This window comes from Pseudomonas fluorescens group sp. PF-1 (assembly GCF_054481335.1).
In genome coordinates this window covers 2,821,950-2,833,910 of the sequence record NZ_JBTMNG010000002.1, presented here as the reverse complement: position 1 = coordinate 2,833,910, position 11,961 = coordinate 2,821,950, and the positions used below count along the sequence as shown (strand labels likewise).

12 protein-coding genes are annotated in these 11,961 nt (G+C 60.5%); 4 read left to right on the top strand and 8 right to left on the bottom strand.

All coding sequences use genetic code 11. The features are described from left to right. Window positions 1-112: 112 nt before the first annotated feature. Complete coding sequence (locus ACX3YD_RS27915; RefSeq protein ID WP_103404195.1) at window positions 113-1,210, top strand: polyamine ABC transporter substrate-binding protein; 1,098 nt, start codon at window positions 113-115, stop codon at window positions 1,208-1,210. A 172-nt stretch (window positions 1,211-1,382) separates the two neighbouring features. Here the strand turns inward: ACX3YD_RS27915 and thpR are convergent, their stop codons facing one another. Continuing rightward, window positions 1,383-1,922 carry an RNA 2',3'-cyclic phosphodiesterase gene (thpR, locus tag ACX3YD_RS27910; protein WP_458961571.1) on the bottom strand — a complete coding sequence of 180 codons (540 nt, stop codon included), beginning with the start codon at window positions 1,920-1,922 and terminating at the stop codon, window positions 1,383-1,385. A 107-nt stretch (window positions 1,923-2,029) separates the two neighbouring features. On the opposite strand from thpR, the gene ACX3YD_RS27905 reads away from it, so the two are divergent. Next, on the top strand, window positions 2,030-2,224 hold the full coding sequence (locus tag ACX3YD_RS27905) for a hypothetical protein (RefSeq protein ID WP_047528004.1): 195 nt from the start codon (window positions 2,030-2,032) through the stop codon (window positions 2,222-2,224). Window positions 2,225-2,238: 14 nt separating this feature from the next. Here the strand turns inward: ACX3YD_RS27905 and ACX3YD_RS27900 are convergent, their stop codons facing one another. Next, window positions 2,239-2,592 (bottom strand): DUF1428 domain-containing protein, encoded by a 354-nt coding sequence (locus tag ACX3YD_RS27900; protein WP_103404193.1) that lies wholly within the window; start codon window positions 2,590-2,592, stop codon window positions 2,239-2,241. Window positions 2,593-2,609: 17 nt separating this feature from the next. After that, window positions 2,610-3,668 carry a hypothetical protein gene (locus ACX3YD_RS27895; protein WP_458962089.1) on the bottom strand — a complete coding sequence of 353 codons (1,059 nt, stop codon included), beginning with the start codon at window positions 3,666-3,668 and terminating at the stop codon, window positions 2,610-2,612. Window positions 3,669-4,000: 332 nt separating this feature from the next. Between ACX3YD_RS27895 and ACX3YD_RS27890 the strand changes: the two genes are divergently transcribed. Continuing rightward, a complete protein-coding gene (locus ACX3YD_RS27890; protein WP_103404817.1) occupies window positions 4,001-4,261 on the top strand; it encodes a hypothetical protein in 261 nt (86 codons plus the stop codon). Between the two features lie 57 nt (window positions 4,262-4,318). On the opposite strand, the gene ACX3YD_RS27885 is transcribed toward ACX3YD_RS27890, so the two are convergent. The 5 genes from ACX3YD_RS27885 to ACX3YD_RS27865 all read right to left on the bottom strand — a co-directional run bounded on the left by ACX3YD_RS27885 (window position 4,319) and on the right by ACX3YD_RS27865 (window position 10,402). After that, the gene (locus ACX3YD_RS27885; protein WP_458961570.1) at window positions 4,319-5,434 is read right to left on the bottom strand and encodes an HlyD family secretion protein; all 1,116 of its coding nucleotides are present in this window, start codon (window positions 5,432-5,434) and stop codon (window positions 4,319-4,321) included. Window positions 5,435-5,440: 6 nt separating this feature from the next. Further along, complete coding sequence (locus ACX3YD_RS27880) at window positions 5,441-6,271, bottom strand: hypothetical protein (RefSeq protein ID WP_458961569.1); 831 nt, start codon at window positions 6,269-6,271, stop codon at window positions 5,441-5,443. Window position 6,272: 1 nt separating this feature from the next. Next, the gene (locus ACX3YD_RS27875) at window positions 6,273-7,601 is read right to left on the bottom strand and encodes a glycosyltransferase family 2 protein (RefSeq protein ID WP_103404820.1); all 1,329 of its coding nucleotides are present in this window, start codon (window positions 7,599-7,601) and stop codon (window positions 6,273-6,275) included. 5 nt (window positions 7,602-7,606) lie between these two features. Beyond that, a complete protein-coding gene (locus ACX3YD_RS27870; protein ID WP_458961568.1) occupies window positions 7,607-8,995 on the bottom strand; it encodes a TackOD1 domain-containing metal-binding protein in 1,389 nt (462 codons plus the stop codon). A 516-nt stretch (window positions 8,996-9,511) separates the two neighbouring features. After that, on the bottom strand, window positions 9,512-10,402 hold the full coding sequence (locus ACX3YD_RS27865; RefSeq protein ID WP_458961567.1) for a LysR family transcriptional regulator: 891 nt from the start codon (window positions 10,400-10,402) through the stop codon (window positions 9,512-9,514). Between the two features lie 132 nt (window positions 10,403-10,534). Between ACX3YD_RS27865 and ACX3YD_RS27860 the strand changes: the two genes are divergently transcribed. Beyond that, entirely contained in the window at window positions 10,535-11,953 is a 1,419-nt protein-coding gene (locus ACX3YD_RS27860) for an MFS transporter (protein WP_458961566.1), read from the top strand. The last annotated feature ends 8 nt before the right edge of the window (window positions 11,954-11,961 follow it).

Sequence of the window (11,961 nt, the reverse complement as noted above, 5' to 3'; positions counted from 1 at the left end):
CCCACGTCATCGTTGACGTCCATCGCGAGCACGCTCGCTCCTACAGGGCACACAAGCACCACTGCATTTTTGTTTTATGTATTTGAATAAGAAAAGAAATGGAGTTGTACCGATGAAAATGCTTGGCAGGACTCTGCTGACACTGTCCTTATTGGGCGCGATGACCACCGGCGCCCAGGCCAATGACAAGGTACTGCGCGTCTACAACTGGTCGGATTACATTGCCCCGGACACCGTCAAGAAGTTCGAAGACGAGACCGGCATCCAGGTGACCTACGATGTGTTCGACAGTAACGAAACCCTTGAGGCACGTCTGCTGGCGGGTAAATCCGGTTACGACATCGTCGTGCCGTCCAACAGTTTCCTGGCCAAGCAGATCAAGGCCGGGGTCTATCAGGAACTGGATAAATCCAAACTGTCGAACTGGAAAAACCTCAATCCGGTCCTGCTGAAGAACGCCTCCGCCAGTGACCCTGGCAACAGCCACGCGTTCCCGTACATGTGGGGCTCGATCGGTATCGGTTTCAATGCGGCCAAGGTCAAGGAAGTGCTCGGCGCCAATGCCCCGACCAATTCCTGGGACCTGCTGTTCAAACCGGAGAACGCCGCAAAGCTCAAAGCCTGCGGCATCAGTTTCCTCGATTCACCGACCGAGATGCTCCCGGCTGCCCTGCACTACCTGGGCTACCCGGTGAACGATCAGGACAAGCAACACATCGCCGAAGCCGAAGCGCTGTTCATGAAGATTCGTCCGTCGGTGGCGTATTTCCATTCGTCGAAATACATCTCGGACCTGGCCAACGGCAACATCTGCGTGGCGGTCGGCTACTCCGGCGACGTGCTTCAAGCCAAGGCCCGCGCCCTGGAAGCCGGCGACAAGGTGAAGATCGACTACAGCATCCCCAAAGAAGGGGCCGGCAGTTTCTACGACATGGTCGCCATCCCGCGTGATGCCGCCAACGTCGAGAACGCCTACCTGTTCATGAATTTCCTGATGCGCCCGGACATCATCGCCGAGATCACCAACAACGTCGGCTACAGCAACGCCAACGCGGCTGCTACGCCATTGGTGGATGAAGCGATTCGCAACGATCCGGGTTCGTATCCGTCCCAGGAAGTGATGGCGACCCTGTATGCCATTCCCGACATGCCGATCGGTGTGCAGCGGGTGATGACCCGGGGCTGGACCAAGGTGAAGCTGGGTAACTGATTCAGTGCACCTGATGCCGCTATCGCTCGCGCCTACAAGTCGGGCGCGCAGGTTGAAATCTGATTTTCCGATTGACATTCATGCAGCGCCTTACCACCGCTGCATCACTCACCTGGCTCCTCGGTTAAGGTGAATGTTGGCGCCCTCGGGCGCCTTTTTTTTGTAGCAGTGCCTACGCAGCCCCCAGCGGCCAATCCGCCAGCGCCCGGTAGCGGCCCTTATGGGATTCGAACAGGGTGAAGCGGTCGGCACGCAGGAAAAAATCCGGCGCCGAGCTGGACTCCGGCACCGACGCCCGATAGTCGCGGGCCAGGGTCAGGTGCGGACGAAACTCCCGTGGCGCATCCTCCAGTCCAAACGGCAACAAGGCCTGTTCCAGGTCATACACCAGGCGCAACAGCGCCGGCGGTGCCTGTTCCGGCGCCAATACCAACACCCCTGCCCTGCGCCAGACATCCAGTCGATCCAGCGCCACGGTCAAACGCGCGTCGGGTATGCGTACAGACGCGACCGCCGTGCAAATGTCCGCAATCTGCCCCACCGCCACCGCACCCAGAAACTTCAGGGTCAGATGGAAGTTCTCCACCGGCACCGGCCGCCCGCTGCGCAGTTGCAGCGCACCACGCCACTGGGCGATGGCCTTGCGTTGCGCGGGGGCGCAATCCAGGGCAAAAAACAGTCGTTTGAACGGTTCGCGGGATTCGTCATTCATGCAGGACACCTCGGCGGGAGACCGCATGAGTGTACAACCTGTGACGCGTCGGCAAGCGCCCTCGCCACGGGTCTATAGTTGAGGCGAGCGATTCAACCGGAGGGGTCATGCGACAGATCATCAGCAAGGAACCATGGTGGGCCGAGCCGCCCAGGCCCGGCCAGGATGAGTTCGAACTGGAATGGGGCTGGCTGGTGCACTACAGCGAAGGCGAGCCGCGTTTCGAATTCATCAGGGTACGGCCGACCGATGACGAAATCCGCCATCGCAAGAGCTGCAGGATCACCCCGACGGCGGAGTGACCCCGGAGCCCGCCTCAGGCCTGGACGAGCAGCTCGAAGCCGCCGAACACCATGCGCTGACCATCGAACGGAATCGGATTGACGTCCGCCTGCGTGCGCGGGTCTTTCATCATTTTTTCCATACCGGCATTGCGGGTGGCCTTGTCCGGCCAGATGATCCAGCCAAACACCACGGTCTCGTCTTCCTTGAGTTTTACCGCCATCGGGAACGAGGTGACCTTGCCCTCCGGCACGTCCTCTCCCCAGCACTCGGCCAGGCTCAACGCGCCGTTTTCCTTGAAAATCATGGCGGCGATTTCGGCGTGTTTCTTGAATTTCTCACGATTGGCGGTGGGCACTGCCGCGATAAAACCATCGACATAAGACATGGGTTGTTCTCCTTGGGTCATGGGTTGAGATGCTGAGTAGTCGATTCAGTCGGGCTCCAATCGACAGACCCCACGCTTGAACCGACCGGCGGTTGAGCGCTCTGTGCCAGGCTGCCTTCGATTTGGGCCGCCATGTACAGGGTCCCGGCCATGACACCGGTGTTCGGGTCCTGCACCAGCTTGATCCAGGCTTTGTCGAAGGTGTTGCCCAGACTGCTGCGGATCAATGCTTCGCTGTCCGGCCGGTCGGCGGCCTGAATCAATGCGCGAACCCCCGCCACCCCCACGGTAATCAATCCCCCGGCGAGTTTGCCGGCGGCCGCCGCCACTGCACTGGCCGCCCCGCGCGGGGCCATTTCGGCTTCCATCCGTTGGCTTGCGCGCCTGGCTACCGGCGCCATGGCGGTGTCGGTCGAGCCAACGCCTTTATTACCGCCCGCCTTGTGGATCTTGTCGACCAGCGCGGAGTACGCCGGCAACGTGTTCAAATCGGTGTAAACGACCTGATAAAGCGAGGCGTCCCGGGCCGGTGGTGGCCCAAGGGCAATGGCCGGGATTTTCTGGATACGGCCATTGAGTTGCGCGATCGGCACGCCATGGCGCTGGGAAATTTTCTGCAGTTCTTCCTTGAGAATGTCCACGTAAAAGGCCGCCGCCAGGCTGAGAATCGCATTCGGGTCGATCTCCACCGCCACCGGCGCCAGGACCTTTTCCTGATACTGCTCCAGCAGATAAGCGGCCAGACGCTTTTCCGTGGCGTCCTGCTCGCCCTTGGCGTTGATGGTGTACCAGCTGACCTTCATCGACAGCCATTCCTGGGTCCAGTAACTGCTGAACCAGGGAATGAAGTTCTGCTCGGTCAACTCATAGACCCGCGTGCGCCAGTAATCCATGGCACCGTGGGCGTAGATTTTTGTCTGCTCGGTCGCCGATTGCGACGCCTGGACGATCTCCCGATCCACTTGTTGCCAGGTGCTGGGAGAAATAATGATGGGCGGTGCCACTGGCGCACGCGGTGGCGTGGCGCACCCCGCCAGTAGCATCAGTATGACGACGATCAACCAGCGCAGGTTCAAGATCGCAGTTCCCAAAGTCGGCTCCCAACGGGATGTTCAGTGTTCAAGAGCCCCTTAATTGAGTATAGGTGTCAGCCATGGTCGGCTCGGCACGGATCTTGTTCCCAAGGCCGGCTTCGCCCGCCGGCTTCGACCATCACTTGCATCGATATTCATCATCGCCACGAATGCCTTCCACCCCACCACCGTCAGCGTAGGATCAACTCCAACCCAACACGAAACCCTGTAGCGGAGGGCCGTACCATGCTGATCCATCTCCTGACCTGTCTGGCCCTGACGGCCTTCACATTGAGTGCATTCGGCTGGTTCGTCCTCTCCGAGGAGCGCACGTCATGATCAACGAAGTCACCCTGTCCGTGAGCTTCCCGGTGTTTGGCAACAACTATTACTCGCAACCTTTCGAGTCTCGTAAAGTGTTGACCCTGGTATTCGACAAAAAATTCGAAGCGCTGCTGATTCCGGCCGCCGCCAATCACTTCAACAACGAAGTGGTCGGGCTCAACGATCAGTTCCGGTTCTTGAACGATGTGCTGGCCGAGCATCTGCAGGCGACCGAAATCGCCGCCACTGCACGCCGTCATCAGTACGTCTGAGAGGCCGCCCCAGGCCAAGTGCCCGTCAGGTCGGCGATGCCTGATCGCCGTGGCCTTTCACCGACTTTCCTGGGCGACGACCGATGCCCGACCCATGGCAATCAGGTCCCCCACTTGCTCGATGAGTTCACGGCTGTCGGCGAACATCTGTTGCCAGTCGGTGGGAAACCTTACATTCAACGGCAGTTGATCGATTCGCCACTTCGCCGGCAGCGGGTGATCAAACCGGGCCGCGACCTGCAAACCCATTTCGCTGGCCGTAAACGGTCCGCGCAACACTGTCGGCGTGCGCCCGGCGCTGTCCACTGCCTGGACAACATGGGCCTGCAGCCAGTCACCATTGGGCATGCGAACGCGCAACGCCTGGCCAATCGCGGCGTAGCTGATGTTCTGCGGCTCCAGGTAAATCCACAGCAGCGGGTCTTCCTGTCGTTCGATGCGCATCAGCAAGGTCCCGGCACCGACGTTTTCACCGGGATTGACCATGACTTCCGCCACGCGTCCGCCCTGCGGAGCCTTGATCGGCAGCGCAGCCAGGCGCGTCTTCAGCCACTGCTGCTCGGCGTTCTGTTGAATGACATCTCGCTCGACGCTCAACGGCGCCTGATTGGCCAGTTGCTCGCGGCGCTCGAACGCCAACAGGTCGGCCCTGAAACCATCGAGTTCGGATTTGGCCGTCAACACTTCCCCCGGCGAAACGGCGCCACGCGACACCAGATCTTCCAGCACCTTCACGCGCGCCTGTGCCCGGCCTATGCGGGTATTGAGCAGCTGACGCTCGCTGCCGCCCAATTTGGTATTGCGTACCGGTGTGGTGTTGGTCGGCAGGGCCGCCAGTTGCGATAACCGGGCGCGCCATTCGGGGTTGTCGAGATTGACCAGTGGCTGATCGACGCCAATCTGGTCGCCGGCCTTGACCAACAGTTGCTCGACCCGACCGCTGTCCCGCGCGCGCACTTCGATGATCGGCAAGCGCAACTGAGCCGGCGCGTCGATCATCAGCATGCCGTAGGCCAGCTTGCCACCCAGCCAGATTAACGGGCTGGCGACCAGAAACAGGATCAAATACCAGCGCACGCGAAACGCCGTGCGCTTGCCCGGTGCATAGAGCACGTTCAATCCCTGCTCCTGAGTCGGGCTCAGCTCCTTACGACTATCAAAACGAATCTTCATGAGGGTTCACCGTTTTGGAAAGTCTCGCCAGGCTTGCCAGTCAATGCCGGCAATCCCGAGAGGTTGCAGTTGTTCACGCCAGGCGCTGCTCTGGTGCTGCAACTGTTCGGTCGAAGCGCCGGCCCAGGATTCCGTGGCATCCAGTTGCGGCTCCGTGCTTTGTGCCAGGCGAAATTGCAGGTCGGGCCAGCGCCTGGCGATTTGCTCTGCCATTCGTGCGCTGTTGTTGGGGTTGCGGGTGTAAATCATCAGGCTGACCTGCCGCACTCCCGCATCGGGAAGCGCACAGGGCACGCAGGTTTGTCCGGGTTTGGGGTCAGCGAACCAGCGATGGTGACTGGAAATCTCGACCGGCCATGGGCTCACCGAAGAAGCTACGCGCAAGGTTTCGAGCCAGTCTTTGAGGCGCTGGTCCGGAACGGGCATGCCCAGTTGCTCGACTTCCAGGTCCAGGTGCAGGCTGATGAAGGCCAGCCCCTTGAGTTTCGCCAGCAGATCGGTGAGCTGATGGCGTTCCGGCGGTTCGATCCAGCTCGGGTCGCCCAGCAGCAGGCTGACCTGTACCCCCTTGCCCGCCGCGTCCCGCAGCAATTGCTCCAGGCGATGGCGAGTGGTGCCCAGGTCTTTGATCTGCGCGGCCTTGAGGCCCAGGTAAATCTTGTCCATCCCGGCGTTGCGCAGCGCATCCAGTTCAGCCGGCCGCTGACCGGGTTCGAGCAACGCTTCGCTGTCCCAGACATAACTGGCCTGGGACCATTTCTCCGCTTGCGCCGCCTGCGCGGTCAACGACAGGGCCACCAGCAGGGGCAAACACAGGGCCGGAAGGATTGAACGCATATCAAAACCTCGTGGCTCGTTTCAGCACCCACCAGGGCGCCATCGAGCTTTCTTCATGCCCGCGGCGGAACATTTCGTTGAGCATGGCGACCACGCTCCAGCAGCGCAGGAGCAACATGAACAGCGGGAAGAACGGCACTAGCAGGCCAAGGGTCATGTCCTGTCGAGGGCGGTCGGAGACCATCAACAACATGGCGCCGAACATCAGCAGGGTGATCGTCAGGTACAACAGATAGATCAGCGAAAACAGAAACAACAGGGTCATGCCCGGCAGGATGAAGATGGCCAGCAAGGTGTAGATGAAGATGATGAATGGCAGCACCAACTGGAAAAAGAAGCCCGTCAACAGGATCATCAGAAAGGTTTTCCAGCCTAGTAACTTCGGGCTGATGTTGCGGTTGTGCTTCCTGATGTACAGGAAGAACAGGTCACCGTCCCAGCGCAATCGCTGCATCAGGAATTGCCCGAGTGTCGCCGGCGCGTCGGTGTGACCAATCGCTTCAGGCTCGAAAGGGATTTTCAGGTCATGGCGCTTGAAGTAGCTCTTGATACGCAGCGTCAGGTCCAGGTCTTCGGCGGTGTGGGTGTTCCAGCCGCCGATTTTCACCAGGAAGCTGCGGCGGAAAGCACCAAAGGCCCCGGACACGTTGTTGACCAGATTCCATTCGGCCAGGCCGATCTTCGACATGTGGATCGACAGCAGGTATTCCAGCGACTGCATCGCCGTGACCCAGGAGCCCCAGACGTTGCGTACCCGCAGGCTGCCGGCCACCGCAGGCACCGCGGGGTCTTCGAAATGCCGCACGATGGCGCTGACCATGTTGTTGTCGAAGGACGTATCGCCATCGAGGGCCATCACGATTTCGCCGCTGGCCAGCGACAGGCCGGCGTTCAATGACGACACCCGCCCGCCCCGCTGCCATTTGGCGATCGGGCGTAAATGGCGCCGAGGGTACAACTGCGGGTCGACGTTGAAACTGCGCACGGCGGCCAGCGTCGGCTGGTTCACAGTGGCGCCGTCCACCACGGGAATCATCTCGATGTGGCCACCGTAGGTCTGCTCGCACAGGCTCAGGAGCGTGGTCTGCACGTCCATTCCTTCGCTGTAGCAGGTGATGATGCACGAGACCCTGGGCTGATAAAGGCTGATCTTCGGCACGCGGGAACGTCGACGGGCGAACCAGCGCAACACCCCCAGCATTACCAGGATCATCATCGGCAATTCAAAAATCAGAAACGATGGAAAGAGCATGTAGAACAACCGGCTCAGACCATCCGCCCCGGCAAGCCCACCCAGTGCGTTGTAGAGTTGTTCCATCAAGGGGTTCATGGGTGTCACACCAACTCACCGGCCAAACGGGCCAGCAGCAGTTCACCGTTTTCCTGATCGAGCAGATCGTCGGGCGCCGTGATGCTGACGACACGCAGGGAGAGGTCGCTGACCTCTGGCGCGGAAAACAGCTCGGCGATCCGGCTCAGGCGTTGTTTGACGCACTCCAGGCCTTTGCCATCGGTATGGGGCAGCATGATCCAGAAGAACTCTTCGGTACTTCGCGAGCAGCGGTCTGTTTCCCGCACGGTTTCCTTCAAGCGATCGGCCACGCTGTCGATGAAGGCATGGCCGCGCTGTTCCCCCAGGTGCGACAACGTGCCGGCCAGGTTGACGAAGCGCAGACCGATCACCGAAAAGGTCGGCGACGGGTATCGGCGCACGACCTGGATCTGCCAGCTCAGCAGATCATAGAAATCCTTGCCGCCCAGCAGGTTGAGTCGACCGAAGTTCTGCACCGAACGATCACTGAACTCCTGACGGCAGCGAAACCGCCCGGCCTCGCTCAGGCGGAAATCCCTGACCTCGCGGACTCGCAGTTTGTCCGGCGTATGGGACAAGCCGCAGTCCAGACAGCGCGCCTGCACTTCGGCATCGACAAAGAACGCCTGGCATGACCGGCAGCGATAGTTCTCCATCGGCCGGTCGTAGTCCGTGCCGATGTGACGCAGCCGGCTCAAGCAGTTGGGGCACAGCAGCACACCGTCTTTGAGAAAGGATTCCTGTGGCCCTACATGCCCACAGGTGAAGCAGTGCAACGAGGGCTGCCGGGAAATGTCCAGGGCCTGACACTCGGCGCATACGTCGATGTAATTGAGTCGGCCCGAGCCACAGTCTGAACAGAGGCGAACGCGATCGACCAGCACCCCGTCTTCCAGCCAGTCCTGCTGCACCATCAAGCCGAGCCAGACGAATGCGTTGATCTGCTCGTTGTCAGCCAGGGCTTCGAGTAGCGGGTAACGGTAATGCTGGGGCACCTCCGGGTCGCGCAACGCGTACACATGGGCGTTGTCGCGCAACCACAACCAGGACAATACCCGGCTTTCGAATCGCTCGGGGGTGGCCCCCTGTTCGAACAGCCTGAAGCGCTCCTGCCAGGCTACCCAAAGCTGCTTGATCTCACTGGACTCGACAGGGCACGCACCATCGCCCAAGGCTTCACACCAGCCATCCTGGTCGCGGCAACAGTAAATCAGGGTGTATCGATAAGGCGGGATCGAGCGCAGCTTGCGCAGCACTTTCCCCGCATAAGCGGCGGGCATGTCCAGCAGTACCACATCAAACGCGCGGGCCGCCAACAAGCTGCCCAGATCGGAAAAGTGTTCAAGTTCCGGAAGGTTCAGACTTGGCACTCTATTACCGAGTATCGCGATTCGAATATTTGGAATCGACATGACGCACGTCCTCTACAGAACGACAAGTGCGGTTTATTGAAGTGACCAACACTAGCACCGCTGAAGAAAAGCGCTCGATTTATTTTGATTTTTTTCCAGATAGGCGACAACAGCACTTCGTCGCCCAACTTTCATTGCAGTCCCGCTACATCAAGCCAACGACGCGACAGTCTGAAGCCGCATTAAAATCAATAATTTTATTTTTTAAATCATCAACTTAATCTTGCTCGTAAAATAAATCATTGAATACATCGACGATACTAGTGAATCGCCACCTTGATAGCGTTGCGCCATTCAATGTATTGGCGAAGATTTCCGTATCAGCGCCTGCAACAAATGATATTTGCGCATACCGCACTTCAAGCCAAAAGTTCAAACGGGATTTATAACAAATCCATCCGTCGATATGACAAAAAATTAATAACTACAAAAATCAGTAACAGAAGCTTAACACCGCCCCTCAATACAACGTGCGTTCGACCAACACTTTAAACTTATTGTTTCTCCGCTTACTTTCTATTCCGAACAAACCACTCGAAGACATTCACGTAACCAGCGATGCACCGGATCGGCATCCAGTCGAGGGTGCCAGAGCATGGCCACGGTGAAAGAAGGCAATGACACCGGAAGTTCGAAACTGTGCATGCCTTCGCGCAGGTCGGCCGTGTGGCGCTCCGGCACGCTGACGATCAAATCACTGGTCCGGGCGAGCGAGAGTGCCGTCGAAAAGCCGGCGACGATGGTGGCGACCTCGCGCTCCAATCCGAGCCGTTCCAGCGCGTCATCGATTGGCCCCTTGTCCAGACCGCGCCGGGACACGCCGATGTGACGGCCCGTAGCGAAACGCGCAGCGCTGATCGGGCCCTGACTCAACGGATGCCCCGAACGCACCACGCCGATGAAACGGTCACGGAACAGACCCTGGGTGCGCAATTCCTGACCGGCGCCCTTCCCCACCACCCCGGTTTCCAGATCCACCGTGCCGTCGCGCAGTGACGTGCTGTCCTTGTCCGGTTTGTGCACGAAGCGCAGGCGCACACCGGGCGCTTGTTCGGCGATGCGCGCAATCAGCCTGGCGCCGAAATTTTCGACAAAGCCTTCACTGGTGCGCAGGGTGAACGTGCGAACCAATTGCGTGAGGTCCGGTTGCTCGGCCGGACGCAGCACCGCTTCGACCTCCTGCACCAGTTGGCTGACCTGCTCTCGCAAGGCCAGTGCCCGAGGCGTGGGCACCAGACCGCGTCCCGCCCTGACCAGCAGCGGATCGCCAGTGGTTTCGCGCAATCGCGCCAGCGCCCGGCTCATCGCTGACGGACTGAGGCGCAAGCGCTTGGCGGCGCGGGCCACGCTGCCTTCTGCCAGCAGCACATCAAGGGTAATCAGCAAGTTGAAATCGGCGCTGGACATGCAATGCCTCGTGGCGAGCTTATAGGGCGTTGAACGCATGTATTAAGTGCAAAAGGTGCGTCTTTCGCCATGTTAGGCGCGGGCGTAGATTTCCGATAGCTCCAATCGGGAGTGGCCACGAGAGGGGACCCCATGAATTCCACAACGACCATGACAGAGGGCGCGCAACGAACAGGATCCGTCAGGTGGGCGCTGGCCAGCCTGTCATTGTCGATGCTGCTGTCCGCCCTCGGCACCAGCATCGCCAACGTGGGTTTGCCGACGCTGGCCCAGGTGTTCGAGGCCTCCTTTCAACAGGTGCAGTGGATCGTCCTCGCGTATCTGCTGGCCATCACCACGCTGATCGTCAGTGTCGGGCGGCTCGGCGATCTGACCGGACGGCGGCGCCTGCTCCTGGGCGGGATCGGCGTTTTTACCCTGGCTTCGGTCTTGTGCGGCTTGGCACCGACCCTCGGCCTGCTGATCGGCGCGAGGGTCCTGCAAGGCCTGGGCGCGGCGATCATGATGGCCCTGACCATGGCCTTCGTCAGCGAGACCGTGCCCAAGGAGAGGACCGGCAGCGCCATGGGCTTGCTCGGGACAATGTCGGCGATTGGCACCGCAATGGGCCCTTCGCTCGGCGGCCTGCTGATCGGCGGATTCGGCTGGCGGGCGATGTTTCTGATCATGCTGCCGCTGGGCCTGGTGACGCTGCTGCTTGCTTATCGCTACTTGCCAGCCGATCAGCGCAAGGCGGACACCGTGGGCAGCGGTTTCGATCCGCTGGGTAGCCTGTTGCTGGGCCTGACACTGGGCGCTTATGCATTGGCCATGACCCTCGGCCGCGGCCACTTTGGTCCGTTGAACATCGCCCTGTTGCTGGTCACGTGCGTGGGCGTCGGCCTGTTCATTCGGGTGGAGGCCCGGGTCGCTGCGCCGCTGATTCGCCTGGGGATGTTCCGCGATCCGCAGTTGAGCGCCAGCCTGGCCATGAGCCTGCTGGTGACGACGGTGATAATGACAACGCTGGTGGTCGGGCCGTTTTACCTGGCCCGGGCGCTCGGACTGGATGCGGTCGGGGTCGGGTTGGTGTTGTCGGTCGGGCCACTGGTGGCGGCACTGGCCGGCGTGCCCGCCGGGCGCATGGCCGATCGCTTCGGCGCGCGGCGCATGACCCTGGCCGGGCTCATCGCCCTGGGGCTGGGTTGCTTCACGCTGTCGGCGCTGCCCAGGACATTCGGTATCGCCGGCTACCTCGCACCCATGGTCATCATCACCCTGGGTTACGCGGTGTTCCAGACCGCCAACAATACCGTTGTCATGAGCAATGTGGCGCCGGACCGACGGGGTCTGGTCTCCGCGTTGCTCAACCTGTCGCGCAATCTCGGGCTGATCACCGGGGCCTCGGTGCTGGGCGCGGTGTTTGCGCTGGCATCGAATTCGATCGACATCAATGCCGCGCCTCCCGAGGCGGTTGCCAGCGGCATGCGCGTGACGTTCATGGTGGCATGGGGACTGATCGGGACTGCGTGTTTGATCGCCCTGGCCAACCGACGCGGCGAACCGGCCTGAGTCGGCGG